The sequence below is a fragment of the Nocardia sp. NPDC005998 genome (assembly GCF_040614395.1).
GTDB lineage: Bacteria > Actinomycetota > Actinomycetes > Mycobacteriales > Mycobacteriaceae > Nocardia.
In genome coordinates this window covers 51,918-68,714 of the sequence record NZ_JBEXUI010000043.1, presented here as the reverse complement: position 1 = coordinate 68,714, position 16,797 = coordinate 51,918, and the positions used below count along the sequence as shown (strand labels likewise).

General features: G+C 65.8%; 19 protein-coding genes and 1 pseudogene. 14 read left to right on the top strand and 6 right to left on the bottom strand.

What is annotated here, in order from left to right; translation table 11 throughout:
• The 7 genes and pseudogenes from ABZ293_RS35975 to polA all read left to right on the top strand — a co-directional run.
• A partial coding sequence (locus ABZ293_RS35975; RefSeq protein ID WP_355188133.1) for an ATP-binding cassette domain-containing protein occupies positions 1-396 on the top strand: 396 nt, incomplete at its 5' end.
• 54 nt (positions 397-450) lie between these two features.
• Positions 451-2,127 (top strand): DUF885 domain-containing protein, encoded by a 1,677-nt coding sequence (locus ABZ293_RS35970; protein WP_355188131.1) that lies wholly within the window; start codon positions 451-453, stop codon positions 2,125-2,127.
• 83 nt (positions 2,128-2,210) lie between these two features.
• Positions 2,211-3,224, top strand: coding sequence for a neutral zinc metallopeptidase (locus tag ABZ293_RS35965; protein WP_355188129.1), 1,014 nt, complete (start codon positions 2,211-2,213; stop codon positions 3,222-3,224).
• Positions 3,155-3,334, top strand: a pseudogene (locus tag ABZ293_RS35960) (hypothetical protein); the annotation flags it as partial. The gene ABZ293_RS35965 and the pseudogene ABZ293_RS35960, both read left to right, overlap by 70 nt.
• 6 nt (positions 3,335-3,340) lie before the next feature.
• On the top strand, positions 3,341-3,496 hold the full coding sequence (locus tag ABZ293_RS35955) for a hypothetical protein (RefSeq protein WP_355188139.1): 156 nt from the start codon (positions 3,341-3,343) through the stop codon (positions 3,494-3,496).
• Positions 3,484-3,909, top strand: a complete 426-nt coding sequence (locus ABZ293_RS35950; RefSeq protein ID WP_355188127.1) for a PIN domain-containing protein — start codon at positions 3,484-3,486, stop codon at positions 3,907-3,909. Before ABZ293_RS35955 ends, ABZ293_RS35950 begins: the two co-directional genes overlap by 13 nt.
• Before the next feature lie 63 nt (positions 3,910-3,972).
• Positions 3,973-6,717, top strand: a complete 2,745-nt coding sequence (polA, locus tag ABZ293_RS35945; RefSeq protein ID WP_355188125.1) for a DNA polymerase I — start codon at positions 3,973-3,975, stop codon at positions 6,715-6,717.
• Positions 6,718-6,777: 60 nt separating this feature from the next.
• Here the strand turns inward: polA and ABZ293_RS35940 are convergent, their stop codons facing one another.
• Positions 6,778-7,089 carry a DUF6191 domain-containing protein gene (locus ABZ293_RS35940; protein ID WP_355188123.1) on the bottom strand — a complete coding sequence of 104 codons (312 nt, stop codon included), beginning with the start codon at positions 7,087-7,089 and terminating at the stop codon, positions 6,778-6,780.
• A 370-nt stretch (positions 7,090-7,459) separates the two neighbouring features.
• Here ABZ293_RS35940 and ABZ293_RS35935 point away from each other — a divergent pair, with 370 nt between their 5' ends.
• The gene (locus ABZ293_RS35935) at positions 7,460-7,894 is read left to right on the top strand and encodes a 2-keto-3-deoxygluconate kinase (RefSeq protein WP_355188121.1); all 435 of its coding nucleotides are present in this window, start codon (positions 7,460-7,462) and stop codon (positions 7,892-7,894) included.
• 88 nt (positions 7,895-7,982) lie between these two features.
• On the opposite strand, the gene trxA is transcribed toward ABZ293_RS35935, so the two are convergent.
• A complete protein-coding gene (trxA, locus tag ABZ293_RS35930; protein WP_355188119.1) occupies positions 7,983-8,351 on the bottom strand; it encodes a thioredoxin in 369 nt (122 codons plus the stop codon).
• A 49-nt stretch (positions 8,352-8,400) separates the two neighbouring features.
• A complete protein-coding gene (locus ABZ293_RS35925) occupies positions 8,401-8,922 on the bottom strand; it encodes a 2'-5' RNA ligase family protein (RefSeq protein ID WP_354957709.1) in 522 nt (173 codons plus the stop codon).
• Between the two features lie 104 nt (positions 8,923-9,026).
• Between ABZ293_RS35925 and ABZ293_RS35920 the strand changes: the two genes are divergently transcribed.
• Positions 9,027-10,118 carry an isocitrate/isopropylmalate family dehydrogenase gene (locus tag ABZ293_RS35920; RefSeq protein WP_355188117.1) on the top strand — a complete coding sequence of 364 codons (1,092 nt, stop codon included), beginning with the start codon at positions 9,027-9,029 and terminating at the stop codon, positions 10,116-10,118.
• Positions 10,119-10,328: 210 nt separating this feature from the next.
• On the opposite strand, the gene ABZ293_RS35915 is transcribed toward ABZ293_RS35920, so the two are convergent.
• On the bottom strand, positions 10,329-10,931 hold the full coding sequence (locus tag ABZ293_RS35915; protein ID WP_355188115.1) for a TetR/AcrR family transcriptional regulator: 603 nt from the start codon (positions 10,929-10,931) through the stop codon (positions 10,329-10,331).
• 71 nt (positions 10,932-11,002) lie between these two features.
• On the opposite strand from ABZ293_RS35915, the gene ABZ293_RS35910 reads away from it, so the two are divergent.
• Entirely contained in the window at positions 11,003-11,830 is an 828-nt protein-coding gene (locus ABZ293_RS35910; RefSeq protein ID WP_355188113.1) for a class I SAM-dependent methyltransferase, read from the top strand.
• Positions 11,831-11,866: 36 nt separating this feature from the next.
• A complete protein-coding gene (locus ABZ293_RS35905; protein ID WP_355188111.1) occupies positions 11,867-12,034 on the top strand; it encodes a hypothetical protein in 168 nt (55 codons plus the stop codon).
• A gap of 10 nt (positions 12,035-12,044) precedes the next feature.
• On the opposite strand, the gene ABZ293_RS35900 is transcribed toward ABZ293_RS35905, so the two are convergent.
• Both ABZ293_RS35900 and ABZ293_RS35895 read right to left on the bottom strand, forming a co-directional pair.
• Positions 12,045-12,779, bottom strand: coding sequence for an alpha/beta hydrolase (locus ABZ293_RS35900; RefSeq protein WP_355188109.1), 735 nt, complete (start codon positions 12,777-12,779; stop codon positions 12,045-12,047).
• A gap of 301 nt (positions 12,780-13,080) precedes the next feature.
• The gene (locus ABZ293_RS35895; protein WP_355188108.1) at positions 13,081-13,623 is read right to left on the bottom strand and encodes a MepB family protein; all 543 of its coding nucleotides are present in this window, start codon (positions 13,621-13,623) and stop codon (positions 13,081-13,083) included.
• Between the two features lie 558 nt (positions 13,624-14,181).
• Here ABZ293_RS35895 and ABZ293_RS35890 point away from each other — a divergent pair.
• From ABZ293_RS35890 to ABZ293_RS35880, 3 genes are read left to right on the top strand one after another with little or no spacing between them, the layout of a single operon-like run.
• The gene (locus ABZ293_RS35890) at positions 14,182-15,045 is read left to right on the top strand and encodes an ABC transporter substrate-binding protein (protein WP_354957680.1); all 864 of its coding nucleotides are present in this window, start codon (positions 14,182-14,184) and stop codon (positions 15,043-15,045) included.
• Between the two features lie 3 nt (positions 15,046-15,048).
• Entirely contained in the window at positions 15,049-16,011 is a 963-nt protein-coding gene (locus ABZ293_RS35885) for an amino acid ABC transporter permease (protein ID WP_354957681.1), read from the top strand.
• A gap of 32 nt (positions 16,012-16,043) precedes the next feature.
• Positions 16,044-16,796, top strand: coding sequence for an amino acid ABC transporter ATP-binding protein (locus ABZ293_RS35880; RefSeq protein ID WP_354957711.1), 753 nt, complete (start codon positions 16,044-16,046; stop codon positions 16,794-16,796).
• Position 16,797 lies beyond the last annotated feature (1 nt).

Here is a 16,797-nt window from a genome sequence, read left to right as displayed (position 1 = left end):
AAGCAGAAGGCGGAATACGGTCAAACGCTGGAATGGGTCTTCGAACTGTTCCCGCGGCTGTCGGAGCGGCGCAAGCAGGTCGGCGGCACGCTCTCCGGCGGTGAGCAGCAGATGCTGGCCATCGGCCGCTCGCTCATGGCCCGCCCGCGCCTGCTGCTGCTCGATGAGCCGTCGATGGGCTTGGCGCCCATGGTGATTCAGCAGATCTTCCGAATCATCAGCGAGATCAACCAGCAGGGCACCACCGTACTGCTGGTGGAGCAGAACGCCCAGCAGGCGCTGACCCGTAGCGATCGCGCCTACATTCTGGAGACCGGTGAGGTCACCAAGAGTGGTATCGGCGGGGATCTGCTCACCGATCCCGCGGTGAAGTCGGCCTACCTGGGCGTGGGATAAGAGTCGGCGACAAGTCGGGCCCGTCCATGGGCGCCTCGAGGCATGATGGCGATCATGGACGGGCACGACGAACTCACGAATCTGGCCGACCGCTACTGGGACAGCGTGCTGGCCGCCGCGCCGAGCACGGCTACCCTGCTCGGCGACCACCGCTTCGATGACCGCATCGAGGACTTGTCGCCCGAGGCCCAGCAGCGGCTGCTGGCGACCCTGCGCGAGCTGCGCGATCAGGTCGTCGGCCTCGATGGCGAAAGGCTGACCGGTGACGACCGGGTCACCCACAGCCTGCTGCGCACCGAATTGGATACGGCCATCGATAATTTGGCGTGGCGGCCGACCGAACTGGCCTCGGACCAGATGGACGGCGTGCACGCCGGAATGCTCATGATGGCCCCCCAGACCAACGCGCCGCAGCCGGAAAACGCGCTTGCCCTGGTGCAGCGATATCGCCGATTCGGCACGATATTCGACCAGGCGGTCCAGCAGTTCCGCAACGGTCTGGCCGCGGGCCGCGCACCCGCGCGCATCACCATCGAGCGCTCACTCAATCAGCTCGACGGCTATCTCGCCTCCGATCTCGCCACCGACCCGTTCACCACCTTCGCCGGACCGGCGGATTGGCCTTGGGAGGCGGCTTGGCGCGCCGAACTCACCGAGGTCGCCCGCGATGTGATTCGCCCTGCCTTCCAACGTTATCGGGACGTACTGGCCGACGAACTGCGTCCGGCCGCCCGTCCCGATGACAAATGCGGTCTGTGCTGGCTCGGTGCCGACGGCGAGGATATCTACCGGCGGCAGTTGCGCCGCCACACCACCCTGCCCGACCTGGGCGCGGAGGAGATCCACGAACTCGGCTTATCCGAATTGGCGATGCTGCGCGAGGAATACGCCGCGGTGGGCACCCGGTTGTTCGGCACCACCGATACCACCGAGATCTTCACCCGGCTGCGCCGGGATCCGGAGCTGCGTTACGTCAGTGGCGAGGAGATCATGGCCGATGCGCGACGCGCGCTCGGTGCCGCGGTCGCGGAGATGGGCAACTGGTTCGGCCGCCTGCCCAAGGAAACCTGCGATATCGTCCCGGTGCCGGACTTCCTGGCCGCGGATGCGCCCGCGGCGTACTATTTTCCGCCCGCCGCGGACGGCTCCCGGCCCGGTACCTACTTCGTCAACCAGCACGAACCCAGCGGCCGCAGCCGCTACGAGACGGCGGGGGTGGCCTACCACGAGGCGATTCCGGGACATCACCTGCAGCTCACCATCGCCAATGAGCTCGACCACCTGCCGCGCTTCCAACGGCAGTCCTTCGCCAATACCGCCTTCGTCGAAGGCTGGGCGCTCTACACCGAACGTCTGGCCGACGAAATGGGCTTGTACGCAGACGATTTGGATCGCGTCGGAATGCTCGCGGCCGACTCATGGCGCTCGTGCCGACTCGTTGTCGACACCGGCATCCATGCCAAGGGCTGGAGCCGTCAGCAGGCCATCGACTTCATGGTCGCCAACGCGCCGGTCGGGCTGGCCGAGATCGAGGTCGAGGTCGACCGGTATATCGCCATGCCGGCGCAGGCCGTCGCGTACAAGGTCGGCCAGCTCGAGATTCGCGGTCAGCGCCGCGCGGCCGCCGCGCGGCTCGGTGCTGCCTTCGATATCAAGGCATTCCACGATGTGGTGCTCGGCGCCGGGTCGGTCAGCCTGCCGGTGCTGCGTGAACTTGTGGCCACACTGTGACCCGCTGACCCCGTTCCCGAGTTGCGTGCGCGGTGGGGCGGGGTTCCAATGAAGGTGCGGTGATCGAGCTCCACAGGGGAATCATGAACAGCACGTTCAGCTCTCGGCTCGGTCTGTTGCGCGGCAAGCGGCTGGTGCTCGCCTGGGTGGTATTGGGTGTGGTCGGCGCGCTGGCGGCCGTGACAGTGCTCATGGTGCACGGACGGGCCGCCGACGCCGGTGAAATGCGTACGGCGCGTGTAATTTCCGACAATTCGACGACGCCGGGATTCGCCGGTGCGCTGCCCGGGTCGGCGAATCCGGTGGGCGACGGCGCGCCGCCGGTCGCTGCGGCACCGCTGGCCGGAGCGGCCCCGGCCGGGATGCCGGTGGCGTCGAGTCGCCCGGTGCAGGCGCTTGCCGACCATCCGCTCTTCGCCCAGCATGCGGGCCTCGGCCGGGTCGATTGCAAATTGCCCACCTGGCGCGACGATCCGGAGGCGGCGCGGGCGTTCTATCGGGCCGCGATCGCCTGCCTCGACGCATCCTGGGAACCGACACTGCGCGGCGCCGGACTGCCGTTCCATCCGCCGCGGCTACTCGCCCCCACACAATCCCGTGACGTCACCAGTCAATGTGTGCAGCGGCTGCGCAACGGCCCGACGACCTTCTACTGCGCCCTCGACGAAACTTTGGTCCTGCCGTACGACGCGATGCGCCCGCTGGCCAACGGCTCGCGCCGCGGTGCCCAATTGGCCGTACTCACCACCGAATACGGACACCATGTGCAGAACTTGATCGGCGTCATGCAGGCCTACACCGAAAAACGTTCGACCCTCGGCAAGGACAGCTCTGCGGGCCAGGAACAGAGCCGTCGCATGGAACTGCAAGCCCGCTGCTTCTCCGGAATGTTCCTCGGCACCAACTTCGGTCGCGCCGATATCGACGAACAAACCTGGAACGAGGCCTCCCATACCGTCCGCAGCACCGGCGAGACCGGCAATCCGCGCATGCAGGGCACCGAGGAAAACGTGTGGGGCTGGTGGAAATGGGGCGCGGACAAGGGCGACACCTGGGAATGCAACACCTGGTACAGCTCTGCGGCCCACGTGGAATAAGCGATCTGCGCAATCGCTTACGCGACTGGGTATGCTGGCATACCATGAAGCGCACGACGGTTAAACTGCCGGATGACCTGGATGACAGGGTCCGGCAGGAGGCTGCACGGAGGGAGATGACGATTTCCGATTGGACCAGGGAAGCCATCGAGGCGTATCTGCCCGAAGGCAATGAGCCTCGGCGATTCGGCGCGGCTGCCGCTGGACGCAGCGGACGATCGGATATCTCGGAGCGGATTGAAGAGATCCTGCGCGGGGAGTGGGACCGATAGCACGCTTGCTCGTCGACGCTGGACCGCTGTATGCCTACGTCGATGCCGACGACGCTCACCACAAAGCTTGTTTGAATCTGCTGCAGCACCACCGAGGTCCACTGGTCGTGCCCACTCTGGTCATCACCGAAGCCGCGTACCTGATTGCCACCCGGCTCGGCGCCGAGGCAGAGGTGCGGTTTCTCGGTGACTTCGCCGAAGGTCTGTTCTCCGTCGAGCCGGTCCATCCCTCGGACTGGCTGCGTATTGCCGAATTGACCGCGAAATATCGGGATCTGCCGCTCGGTACTGCCGATGCGTCGGTTGTCGCCACGGCCGAACGACTCGGCATTACCCAGGTGGCGACCCTGGATCGGCGGCATTTTTCCGTCGTCCGGCCTCGGCATATCGATGCCTTCGAGATTCTTCCCTGAGCCGTTGAAGTGCCGCCGTGCCCCGCAGTGTCTTTGTCGGTGAGCGTCAATAGACTCTCAGGCGTGACCCCAGCGACTACTGATCAGCGTTCCAGCGCCGTGCCCGGAGCAGCCAGCGATGCAGGTGGTGAGCGGCCGACGTTGCTGCTGTTGGATGGGCATTCGATTGCCTATCGCGCATTCTTCGCACTGCCCGCGGAGAACTTCAAGACGGTCACCGGGCAGACCACGAATGCGGTGTACGGATTCACCGCAATGCTGATCAACCTGTTGCGGGACGAGAAGCCGACGCATATCGCGGCGGCCTTCGATGTCAGTCGTAAGACTTTCCGTACCGAGGCATATCCGGAGTACAAGGCGGGGCGCAGTGCCACGCCCGATGAGTTCCGCGGTCAGGTCGAACTCACCAAGGATGTGCTCGGCGCCATGGGTATCCCGGTGATGGCGATCGACGGCTTCGAGGCCGACGATCTGATCGCCACCATCGCCACCCAGGCGGTGTCCGAGGGGTTTCGCGTCCTCATCGTCTCCGGTGACCGCGACGCCATCCAACTCGTCAGCGATGACGTCACCCTGCTGTATCCACGCAAGGGCGTCTCCGATCTCACTCGCTTCACCCCCGATGAGGTGATGGCCAAATATCAGCTCACCCCGGCCCAGTACCCGGACTACGCGGCGCTGCGCGGCGACCCGAGCGATAACCTGCCCGGCATTCCCGGGGTCGGGGAGAAGACGGCCGCCAAGTGGATTCGCGAATATGGCGACCTCGCCACCCTTGTCGACAAGGTGGACGAGGTGAAGGGCAAGGTCGGCGACGCGCTGCGCGCCAATCTCAGCAGTGTGGTGCTCAACCGCCAGCTCACCGAGATGGTCCGCGACGTCCCGCTGCCCTACACCCCCGAACAACTGGCCCAGCAGCCGTGGGATCGCAATAAGATCCACCAGCTCTTCGACGATCTGGAGTTCCGGGTACTGCGCGACCGGCTCTTCGAAACCCTCGCCCCGCCGGAGCCCGAGGCCGAATCCGGCTTCGAGATCAGCGGTGGCGCACTCGAAGTCGGCGCGGTCGCCGCCTGGCTTGCAGAGCATGCGAAAGCCGGTGTCCGCCATGGTATTTCGGTCGTCGGCACCAGTACGCCGGGCAACGGTGACGTGCGTGCGCTCGCCATTGCGGGCGCGGACGGTGAAAGCGGCTATATCGACGTCGCCGTGCTGACCCCGGAAGACGAAGCCGCCCTTGGCGCCTGGCTCGCCGATGTCGCCGTGCCGAAGGCGCTGCACGAGGCCAAAGCCGCGATGCACGCGCTGCGCGGGCGCGGCTGGACCCTGGCCGGTCTCACCAGCGACACCGCCCTGGCCGCCTACCTGGTGCGCCCGGGCCAGCGCAGCTTCAACCTCGACGATCTGTCACTGCGCTATCTGCACCGCGAACTGCGCGCCGAGACCGACGAAACCCCGCAGCTGTCGCTGCTCGACGATGCGGACGCCGTCGACGTCGAGGCCGCGCGGACCGAAATGCTGCGTGCCAGGGCGGTGCTCGACCTCGCCGATGCGCTCGACGGCGAACTGCGCCAGATCGAATCCAGCGCGCTGCTCGACGATATGGAGCTGCCTCTGCTCGGTGTGCTCGCCGAACTGGAGAATGCGGGCATCGCGGTCGATATCGACCAGCTCGAGACCCTGCAGCGGCAATTCGCCGACAAGGTCAGCGATGCGGCCAATGCCGCCTATGGGGTGATCGGCAAGCAGATCAACCTCGGCTCGCCCAAGCAGCTGCAGGTGGTGCTGTTCGACGAACTCGATATGCCGAAGACAAAGCGCACCAAGACCGGCTACACCACCGACGCCGATGCACTGGAATCGCTGTTCGAGAAGACCGAGCATCCATTCCTGCGGCATCTGCTCGAACACCGTGATGCCACCCGGCTCAAGGTCACCGTCGATGGTCTGCTCAAATCCGTTGCCGACGACGGTCGCATCCACACCACCTTCAACCAGACCATCGCCGCGACGGGACGACTGTCCTCGACCGAACCGAATCTGCAGAACATCCCGATCCGCACCGACACCGGCCGCCAGATCCGCGACACCTTTGTCGTCGGCTCCGGCTACCAGTCGCTGATGACCGCGGACTACAGCCAGATCGAAATGCGCATCATGGCCCACCTCTCCGGCGACGAGGGTCTGATCGAGGCCTTCAACTCCGGTGAGGATCTGCACACCTTCGTCGCGTCCAAGGCGTTCGATATTCCGCTGTCCGAGGTCAATCCGGAGATGCGCCGCCGCATCAAGGCGATGTCCTACGGTCTCGCCTACGGTCTGAGCTCCTACGGCCTGTCCACCCAGCTGAAGATCAGCACGCAGGAGGCCAAGGAGCAGATGGACGTCTACTTCGATCGCTTCGGCGGCATCCGCGACTACCTCTACGAGGTCGTCGAACAGGCCCGCAAGGTCGGCTACACCGAAACCCTCTTCGGCCGCCGCCGCTACCTGCCCGATCTGGACTCCAGTAACCGCCAGCGCCGCGAGGCCGCCGAACGCATGGCCCTCAACGCACCCATCCAGGGCACCGCAGCCGACATCATCAAGGTAGCGATGATCAACGTGCACAAGGCGATTCGGGCGGCGGGCCTGCGCTCGCGGATGCTGCTGCAGATCCACGACGAGTTGGTCTTCGAGGTCGCCGAGGGGGAGAAGGACACCCTGGAGGCATTGGCCCGCGAACAGATGTCCTCGGCGATCACCCTGTCGGTCCCATTGGATGTGTCCGTCGGTACCGGCCGCAGCTGGGACTCCGCCGCGCACTGAGTGCGGTTGTGCGGCACACCGGATATTCGGTGTGCCGCATCGCGTTTCACGATCGAATGGTCACCGCTCGCGCCGCACCAGCTTCGCCGAGCCCGCACCGAGATCGATCTCGTCGCGCGCCGGCGCGCCATCGGATTTGTCCTCTTTGTGCATCAATGCCGTCTGCCGCTGTTCGAACTCGTAATGCTTGGAGCCCTGGAAGACCGCCGTCACTTGTTCGAAGCCGGTCGTAGCGACCGGCGTGTGCTTGCGGTGGCGGAACCACGGCAGGATCCGGCTTCCGGTGAGCCGATTCCACAGCACCTCGACGAACGCGAGGCCGATCAGCAGAATTGACAACCCGGGGATGGTCATGGCGACAAGGGCACCCATGTGACCGAAGGTACCTTCGCCGCTGCCGCCCGCCATCCTCGCTGTAGATGACACCCCTGAGCTGCGAAAACGATACTGGCGAGTAGGCAATACGGGGTGCCAAATGTGGTTGCTATTGCGTCAAGATGGACATATTCTGGTCCGCGTGCCGAATCCCGCCGACCGCCACAGCGCAGCGCTGAATGTCGCAGACCGCGACAGCGTTGTGCTAATTCCGCTTACCGCGATGGTGGCAGCCCGGCGACTTCTCGTAGTAACCCGCCGTAGCGGGGTCTGATTCGGACCGGCCCCCTCGCTGCGGGCTACTGATTACTTACTGCTGGTCCCCTCTGTCAATTGAGAAGACAATCCTCGGGAAGACCTACGCGCAATGACCATGCTGACTCTCGACACCAAGACATTCATCGCCGCCGCGCCCAAGACGCTGCGCGCCGAATGCGCCGATCTGACACCTGCACAGTTCCACGACCGCTATTGCGAGCTCACCGGCCCGATCCGGGTCGGTGACTGGTCGCCCGCGGGCAAGCGGAGCGCGGAGTTCACCGCGACCCTCGAGTTCGCCGACCACCTGCGCACGGTGATCGCCACCGGCAGTCCGGTCGCGGCGATGACCTCGGCCCTCTACGACGAGGGCTATCCGGTTGAAATCCTGCAATTCCACCAGCGCCGCACCGAGGCGGGCACCGCCACCTTCGTGCAATGCGAATGCAACGGCAGGCGGGGCTGGGGCGCGGCGCTGGCCGACGACAGCGCCGAATCCACCGTCCGCGCCATGATCGCGGGCGTGAACCAGCTGGGCGTCTGAACCGAATACTGAGACCGAAACACAACGGGCCGTTCACATTTCGAAAAGAATGTGAACGGCCCGTCGGTTCAGTTGTCCGAGCCGGGAGCTACTTCTCGGCCTGCTGCTCGGCGAGCTGCTTGCGCACCTCGTCCATATCCAGCGCCTTCACCTGGGTGACCAGATCCTCCAACGCGGCGGGCGGCAATGCGCCCGGCTGCGCGAAGACCAGCACGCCCTCACGGAACGCCATGATGGTCGGGATGGAGCGGATATTGGCGGCGGCGGCCAGGCCCTGCTCGGCCTCGGTGTCGACCTTGCCGTGTACGACATCGGGATGCTTGGCCGAGGAGGCCTCGAATGTGGGTGCGAAGCTCTTGCACGGACCGCACCAGTCGGCCCAGAAATCGACGAGTACCACGTCGTTTCCGGTGACTACCTCATCGAAATTCTGCTGGTTCAGCGTCTGGGTGGCCATGACGTCCTCTCGTGTCGTATGTCGCCAGCTGTAACGCCCGGCGCTGCGCTTATCTTCCCCGGGCGACCGGCCACTCGCGCCGCTGATCGCCATCCCAACGCCGGATACCCACCACGGTCGCCGGGAAATCGCGGTCCCTGGCGACCGCGTGGATCGCTTCCCCGAGATGGTGCGTCGGCACCCGCCTGGCCAGTGTGACATGGGGCGTCCACTCGTCGGGCTGCAGATTCGCCGGAACCCCGGGACACGGCGATACCGCGTTGAAAATGCGCCGTTGTAGAGCGAGCAGCTGCTCCGAGGGCACTACCAGCCGGACCAGGATCGGATGGCGCGCACCGAAGACCAGCAGCCCGCCCAGACGCACCGGAATCGGCCGGAAGGTCAGCTGCTCGAGCGCGTGATCGATGCGCGGCCAGATCTGCCTGGCTACCGCGACGGTGATATGCGGCCGGTTGGTCTCGGTTTGCTTCCCGGCCAAACTCGGGATGCCCGCATCCGCGAGCAATTGCCACTGCCGCCGGATCTCCGCATCGGCCGCGTCGTCCAACAACAATTCGACCGACTGCACCATGTTCACGAGAGGTTAGCCGTCCTTGCCGCGCCGTGCGCGGCGAAACGCGCATGGCCTCGGCCCCAGATGACGGCCTATGAACCAGGTCGCGGGAAGATGACCCGGTGACTGCTGCGAGGGAACGTGACACGTCGTCCGTGCGACTCGGCCTTATCGAGGGCGATGGCATCGGCCCCGAGGTGGTCGAGGCCACTCGGGTCGTGGTCGATGAAGCGCTCGCCGCGGCGGGCGCGGGCGCCGTCGAATGGGTTTGCCTGCCGATGGGACACCGTGCCATCGAGGAATTCGGTGCTCCGCTGCCCGAGCAAACTCTAGCGGCCCTCGACGAACTCGACGCCTGGATCCTCGGTCCGCACGACAACGCCTCCTACCCGGCCGAACACCGTGTCGCTCCCGGCGGGGCCATCCGCAAACGCTTCGGTCTCTACGCCAATATCCGCCCGGCCCGTGCCTTCGGCGGAATCAAGGCGAGCGCCCCTGATATCGACCTGGTGATCGTCCGCGAGAACAGTGAGGGCTTCTACGCCGACCGGAATATGTTCGCCGGATCCGGTGAGTTCCAGCCGACCTCCGATATCGCGATGGCGGTCGGTGTGATCACGCGGCAGGCCTGCGAGCGGATCGCGCACGAGGCCTTCCGGCTCGCGGCCGGGCGACGCCAGCGGGTGACGATCGTGCACAAGGCCAATGTGCTGCCCATGACCATGGGTCTGTTCCGCGACGTCTGCTATGACGTCGCACGGGCCTATCCGGGCGTCGAGGTCGATGACGAGCACGTCGACGCGGCGGCAGCCCATCTGGTCCGCGCCGCCCACGACTACGACGTGCTGGTCACCGAGAACCTCTTCGGCGATATCCTCTCCGATCTCGCGGGGGAGCTGAGCGGATCGCTCGGCATGGCCGCATCGCTGAACTGCTCGGCGACCAAGGCGATGGCCCAGGCGGTACACGGCGCTGCACCCGCCCTGGCCGGACACAACCGCGCAAATCCCGCGGCGCTACAGCTCTCGGCCGCAATGTTGTTGCACTGGTTGGGAATTCGCCACAACAACCACGCCCTGGTGAGCGCAGGCGAACGCATCGAGCGCGCCATCGCGGCCACCTTCGCCGCCGGAATCGCCACCGCCGACCTAGGCGGTCTCGCCTCGACGAGCGAATTCACCGAACAGGTCCGAGCGCGCGTGCATCGCCGCTGAGATCGGTGTCGTAGGTTGCGCAAGGTGGCGGCGCGCCAACCGCAGTGAGGCATCTCGCGCGAGGAGCTGAGGTGTCGCGCCGACGGAGATCTGCCATGCGGTCAACGGCACGTAACGGTGCGGTTCTTACCGGTGGTGCCGAAGCCCTTGTCGGCGAAGATCCGCTCGCGCGGCATCGCGAGCGTGAGCTGTTCTCGACGCTGGTAGGGCTCAGGCCGGTCGTCGTTGCACGGCGTCGGAGATGACCGCTGCCACGAACTTTTCGACTGCTGATGTAGTCGGTGGGCCGGCGTCGCGGTCTGTGAACAACAGGTGCCCGCCACCGACCAGGGAGAGGGTGAGTGAGTCGATGTCTGCGTCGGCTGCGATGCGGCCCAGTTCACGCTCGTCGGTCAGGTAAGTGGAGATCGCGGTCGTCGCCTCGGCGAGGATCGCCATGCCGCCGCCGGGCCTGGCCCGCCGCAGTCGTGCGCGCAGCTCGTCACGGAAGGTGATGAGCGGGATGATCGCCACCGGAACCGGCCCGAACAGAATGGTCAGCGCGCTGGTCAGATTGGCGGCCACCGTGTCGGCGCCGGCGGAGGCGCGCAGCGCACTCGCCTGCGCGTCGAGCTGCGCGGCCCGGTCGAGCACCAGGTCGGTGAGGAAGGTGTCGAAGTCGGTGAAGTGCCGGTGCAGAACGCCTTTGGCGCAGCCCGCCTCGTCGGTGACGGCCCGGCTGGTCAGCCCGTTCGGTCCGTCGCGCAGCAGCACACGGTCGGCAGCGTCGAACAGTTGCTGCCGCGCGTCGCGAAGGTGCACCCCAGTTGGCACTCACAGATCCTTTCGTGCGTCGATCCATCGGCATTATTGCGTAGTGGGCATGTGCCCACTAAAGTGGGCGCATGACCATTATGCCGCGAGAGCAACCAGGACCCTCCCCAGCGCAGCCGGGGCAGTTCCAGCGGATGGCCGTGTCGTTCGGCGTGGACACACAGCGCTACGACCAGGCCCGGCCCGGTTACCCCGACGCATTGGTGACGCGGATCCTCGCCGAGACTCCCGGGGCGGACGTGCTCGACGTGGGCTGCGGTACCGGCATTGCGGCCCGCCAGTTCCAGGCCGCAGGGTGCACGGTGCTCGGCGTCGAACCCGATGTGCGGATGGCCGACTTCGCGCGAGCCCGCGGCCTGCGGGTCGAGGTGGCAACCTTCGAGGCGTGGCAGCCGGGTGACCAGACGTTCGATACGGTCATCGCCGCTCAGTCGTGGCATTGGGTGGACCCGGTGGCCGGCACCGCGAAGGCAGCCAGCGTACTGCGTCCAGGGGGGCGGCTGGCGATCTTCGGTCACGTGTACGAGCCACCCGCCGAGGTGGCAGAACCGTTCGCCGCCGCCTACCGGCGGGTGGCGCCGGACTCCCCGCTCAGCGGCCAACCGGCTCGACGTCCCCTCGAGCTCTACCAAGCGGGATACGCGAAAATCGCCGACCAGATCCGCGAGACCGAACAATTCGGAGATCCCGAACAGTGGCGATTCGACTGGCAGCAGTCCTATACGCGCGACCAATGGCTCGAGTTGCTCCCCACCACAGGTGGTCTTACCCGACTCCGTCCTGATCAGCTGGCCGAGATACTGGGCGCGGTCGGCAACGCCATCGACTCGCTGGGCGGATCCTTCACGATGGACTACACCACCCTGGCCGCGACCGCCGCACGCGCAGGCAATTCCTGACGGCCGCGCCCGGCACCAAAGCCGGTCCAGGCGCCGATGGCGGTGGTGGCCGAGCGCCGCCCCGACCGGCCGGTACCGCCGATGGCCGGTACCGCCGCGGTCGGGGCGGTTGTGCAGCTGCTGGCCACCGCCATCGAGGAGGGCGCGGACCTGTCCTCGATGAGCGGCATCCTGGACAGCTCCTATCGTCTGCTGCCAGCCTGACGGCCCGGCCTCACTTCAGGTGCCGGGCGAAGAACCGGTTCCCGTCCTCTCCTGCGTACTGCGGGACGCCGGTGTGCCCGCCCATATTGGCGTGCAACGTCTTCTCCTTGGAGCCGAAGGCGTCGAACAGGTCCAGGGCCATCTGCCGGTCGTTTCCTTCGTCGTCCCACTGCAGCAGGACATGCAGCGGAATGGTGACCTGCCGGGCCTCCTCGAGTATGGCGCGAGGCACGAAACTACCGGCGAACAGAACGGCGGCCGCGATGCGCGGCTCGACCACCGCCAGCCGGGTGCCGATGGAGATCACCCCGCCCGAGTAGCCGACCGGGCCGCCGATCTCGGGCAGCGCGAGGAGGGCGTCCAGGGTGGCCTGCCATTCCGGGGCCGCCTTGTCGACCAGCGGGAGGATGAGCCGGTCGACGATCTCGTTGTCGACCGGCCCGCCAGCCGCCAGCGCCCGGTGCAGGTCAGTGAGGGCCTGATCGGCGGCGGCCGAACGGGGCCGGTCACCGCTCCAGGGGAGCTCGATGGTGGCCACGGCGTAGCCCTCCGCCACAGCCTGCCGGGCCCTGGCCAGCAGTCGCGGGTACGCCTTGCGCAGCCCGAGGGGAGGGGGGCTGACCAGGATCAGCGGCACCGGTTTGGATGCGGATCCGGCCGTCCACAGGATGCCGGGGATCTCGCCGAGGGTGAATTCGCGTTCGAGGACGCCGTCGTCGAGGCGCTGTTCGGTAATGAATTGCACAGTCGTGCCTTTCGGGAGTGCTCTTGAACGGCGCTCCCGGACGACCTATCGCCCGACCGTGACCCCGGAGGGGAGCACCCATGTCGATACTGCGTTCACGGGTACCACCTCCTCGTTCTCTTGCACGGCCTCCGGAAAAGTAGCAGTGGTCGCCGTGGTCCGGCAACGGGTTTTTGCGGAGGCTCCGGGGCCGGATGCCACGGAGCCACTCGCCTAAAGGCCAAGGCCGCCGGTTCTTCTCGTGCGCCTGGTCGCGGCGATACAGCGCGGTCAGCACTGCGCGGTCACGCTCGGTCAGCGCCTATAGCAGCCGCTGTGGTGCCGACGCCGGGTGCACTATGTCGTAGAGCCCGCGCGCCTTCTGTAGATCAACTTTTCGGGCGTCGTCGAGATCGAGAAAGTAGTCGCACTGCCACTTCTGGGACCGCATCGCTTGACTGTTCTGGGTCGCGGACCACGGCGGATACACGCGGAACCCGCGCTTCCCACCCCGGCCTGCCACGGAAACGATGCCGTGCTCGATCAACGCGGCCTTGGGGAATACGAATTGGCCGAAGCGCTGTCCCTCTCGGGCGGTGATCACCAGCAGATCGATGTCGTCCTCGGCGGCGTACGGCTCGCCCGCCCCATCCGCCGCGCGTTTCCACACTGTCACGAACAGCCCCACCTTCGTCGGCGTCAGCTTGCCCACCCGGAACCTGACCAATCCGCGACCCACACGGGAGACGAACGCCCCGTACTCAGCATTGTCCGTCTCGGGAACCGCAGCCGAAATCTCCAAACCCAGACCGCCGAGAAGATGCCTCGCCTCGGCCACATCGGGATGCACACCAACGGAAACCAAACCAACTCCTCACCGAACAAGACCGAAGTGCCTATCTCCCACCGCATCCGACCAGTGCAGCGTCACCGGAAACAAGCGGGCCGACCACGACGTACAGCGCCATCGCCGCGGCAACCAAGAAGGGTGGGACGACGGCAACATAGCCGACGGTCTTCTTTTGACGCGGGCGGCGCCGACCCGATACGGAGGACGTGTTCGCCGGAGGTTCGCCTTCCCGGGCCGATCGCGGCGCTGCCGCAGGCGGCGGTTCATGCGGAGGGCCTGTCTGGAATGCTCGGCGGGGTCGGCGCGCGCGCTGTGTCGGAAGACACGGCTGTCACCACCCCGCCGAGCAATTGGCTAGCGAACGAGAGGGTACGGTATTCCGGCGGCGAAACGGCACCTGGGCGGCAGTGAGCTCGCAACGACTTCGTGTCGCACTTTCACTACTGTCCAGCACGAAACGGCTCGATCGCTTAGATTGCCAAACGGGTGGTGACACCCGGGTTTCTCGTATCCGAAATGTGGAGGGCTGCTGTGTCTGTTCGATCGGTTCTTGGCAGGCGCGCCCTGCAAGCAATGTGTGTGCTCGCAGGTGGTGCCCTGGTGCTGACGGGCTGTAGTAACTCCGAGGACAACTCGCCCGCGGTCGCGAAGGTTTCCGGTATCGAGAAGGTCGATACCGCCGCCGCGCTGCTCCCGGACAAGATCAAGCAGGAGGGCAAGCTCGTCGTCGGAGTCAATACCCCCTATCAGCCCAATGAGTACAAGGACCCGAGCGGCAAAATCGTCGGCTTCGATGTCGATCTGATGGACGCCGTCGCCGCCACCCTCGGCCTCAAGGCCGACTACCAGGAATCGTCCTTCGAGAAGATCATTCCGGCGATCCAGGCGGGCACCTACGACGTCGGCATGTCCTCCATTACCGACTCCAAGGAACGCGAACAGAGCGTCGACTTCACCACCTACTTCAACGCAGGCAGCCAGTGGGCGCAGCAGTCGGGTAAGCCGGTCGACCCGGATAACGCCTGCGGTAAGCGCGTCGCCGTGCAGGCCACCACGGTTCAGGACACCGATGAGATCCCGGCCCGCAGCAAGAAGTGCGAGGCGGCGGGTAAGCCCGCCATCGACAAGAAGTCGTTCGACGAGCAGAGCGCGGCAACCAATGCCCTGGTGCTCGGCCAGGTCGACGCGATGTCGGCGGATTCGCCGGTGACCGCGTACGCCATCAAGAAGAGCGACGGCAAGATCGAGGCGGCCGGCAAGGTCTTCGACTCCGCGCCCTACGGCTGGGCCATCCCCAAGGGTTCGGCGCTCGGCAAGGCGCTGCAGGCCGCCGTCCAGCACCTGATCGACAACGGCAAGTACCTGGAGATCACCAAGAACTGGGGTGTACAGGAAGGCGCGATCACCAAGTCGGTCATCAACGGCGCTGCGAGCTGATCGATGTCCACACCTGAGACCACGTCGGCGCCCGGCGACAACACCGGGCCCGGCGGGCCGATCGACTCGGCAGAACCGGAGCCGATCAAGGCCGTTCCACTGCGCAGGCCGGGCCGATGGATCACCGCGGCGATCATCCTCGCCCTGCTCGGGCTCTTCATCTACGGCGCGGCCACCAACCCCGCGTATGGGTGGGGGACCTATCGAAAGTACTTGTTCGACAGCCGGATCGCCTCCGGCGCGGTCGTCACCCTGGAGCTGACGGTGCTGGCGATGGCGATCGCCGTCGTACTGGGGACACTGCTCGCGGTAATGCGCCTGTCGCCGAATCCGGTGCTGCGCTCGGTGGCCTGGGTATATCTCTGGATCTTCCGTGGCACACCGGTTTTCGTGCAGTTGGTGTTCTGGGGTCTGTTCCCGTCGCTGTATAAATCGATCCAGCTGGGTGTGCCGTTCGGGCCCGAGTTCGTGCGGGTCGACGTGCAGGGATTGCAGGCCGCATTCACCTTCGCGGTGATCGGCCTCGGTCTGAACGAGGCCGCCTATATGGCCGAAATCGTCCGTGCCGGAATCAATTCCGTCGGTGAGGGGCAGCGCGAAGCCTCGACGGCGCTGGGCATGTCGTGGTCGCAGACCATGCGCAGGACCGTCTTGCCGCAGGCGATGCGGGTGATCATCCCGCCGACCGGCAATGAGCTCATCGGCATGCTCAAGACCACCTCGCTGGTGACCGCGATTCCATTGAGCACCGACCTGTACGGCCGTGCCCGCGATATCTACGGTGTGAACTTCCAGCCGATTCCGCTGCTCCTGGTCACCGCCACTTGGTATCTCGCGGTCACCAGTGTGCTGATGATCGGGCAGTACTACCTGGAGCGTTACTACTCGCGGGGCGCCTCGCGGCAGCTGACCGCCAAGCAGCTGCAGGAATTGGCCGATGCGCAGACGATTGTGAAGGCGAAATGAGCGCGAGTCCGGATAAGAACGATGCGACTCCGATGATCGTCGCGGATCGGGTATGCAAGAACTTCGGCGCGCTGCAGGTGCTCAAGGGCATTTCGCTCGAGGTGGGGCGCGGCGAGGTGCTGTGCCTGATCGGACCGTCGGGATCGGGTAAATCGACCTTCCTGCGCTGCATCAACCACCTCGAGCAGGTCAACGCGGGGCGGCTCTACGTCGACGGTGACCTCATCGGCTATCGCGAAAAGGGTGGCAAGCTCTACGAACTGCATCCGCGCGACGCCGCCAAACAGCGCCGCGATATCGGCATGGTGTTCCAGCACTTCAATCTGTTCCCGCACCGGACGGCGTTGGAGAACATCGTCGAGGCGCCCACACAGGTGAAGGGCATTCGCAAGGCGGATGCGGTGGCCCGCGCACACGAACTGCTGGACCGAGTCGGCATGGCGGACAAGGCGAATGCCTATCCGGCCCAGCTGTCGGGCGGTCAGCAGCAGCGCGTCGCCATCGCCCGTGCGCTGGCCATGGATCCCAAGCTGATGCTCTTCGACGAGCCGACCTCGGCGCTGGATCCGGAGCTGGTCGGTGAGGTGCTCGGGGTCATGCGCGAACTCGCCGCCGACGGTATGACGATGGTGGTCGTCACGCACGAAATGGGCTTTGCCCGTGAGGTCGCCGACCAGTTGGTGTTCATGGACGGCGGTGTCGTTGTGGAGGCGGGCAATCCGCGTGAGGTCCTTGCCGAGCCGAAACATGAACGCACCAAAGCGTTCCTGTCGCGGCTGCTCTGAT

Bases quoted from the DNA above. Each gene is read 5' to 3' on its own strand.
- ABZ293_RS35970 (WP_355188131.1), top strand. From the start codon at position 451: ATGGACGGGCACGACGAACTCACGAATCTGGCCGACCGCTACTGGGAC.
- ABZ293_RS35885 (WP_354957681.1), top strand. From the start codon at position 15,049: ATGTCCACACCTGAGACCACGTCGGCGCCCGGCGACAACACCGGGCCC.
- ABZ293_RS35955 (WP_355188139.1), top strand. From the start codon at position 3,341: ATGACGATTTCCGATTGGACCAGGGAAGCCATCGAGGCGTATCTGCCC.
- trxA (WP_355188119.1), bottom strand. From the start codon at position 8,351: ATGGCCACCCAGACGCTGAACCAGCAGAATTTCGATGAGGTAGTCACC.
- ABZ293_RS35905 (WP_355188111.1), top strand. From the start codon at position 11,867: ATGGCGGTGGTGGCCGAGCGCCGCCCCGACCGGCCGGTACCGCCGATG.
- ABZ293_RS35890 (WP_354957680.1), top strand. From the start codon at position 14,182: ATGTGTGTGCTCGCAGGTGGTGCCCTGGTGCTGACGGGCTGTAGTAAC.
- ABZ293_RS35965 (WP_355188129.1), top strand. From the start codon at position 2,211: ATGAACAGCACGTTCAGCTCTCGGCTCGGTCTGTTGCGCGGCAAGCGG.
- ABZ293_RS35940 (WP_355188123.1), bottom strand. From the start codon at position 7,089: ATGGGTGCCCTTGTCGCCATGACCATCCCCGGGTTGTCAATTCTGCTG.
- ABZ293_RS35910 (WP_355188113.1), top strand. From the start codon at position 11,003: ATGACCATTATGCCGCGAGAGCAACCAGGACCCTCCCCAGCGCAGCCG.
- ABZ293_RS35880 (WP_354957711.1), top strand. From the start codon at position 16,044: ATGATCGTCGCGGATCGGGTATGCAAGAACTTCGGCGCGCTGCAGGTG.
- ABZ293_RS35935 (WP_355188121.1), top strand. From the start codon at position 7,460: ATGACCATGCTGACTCTCGACACCAAGACATTCATCGCCGCCGCGCCC.
- ABZ293_RS35925 (WP_354957709.1), bottom strand. From the start codon at position 8,922: ATGGTGCAGTCGGTCGAATTGTTGTTGGACGACGCGGCCGATGCGGAG.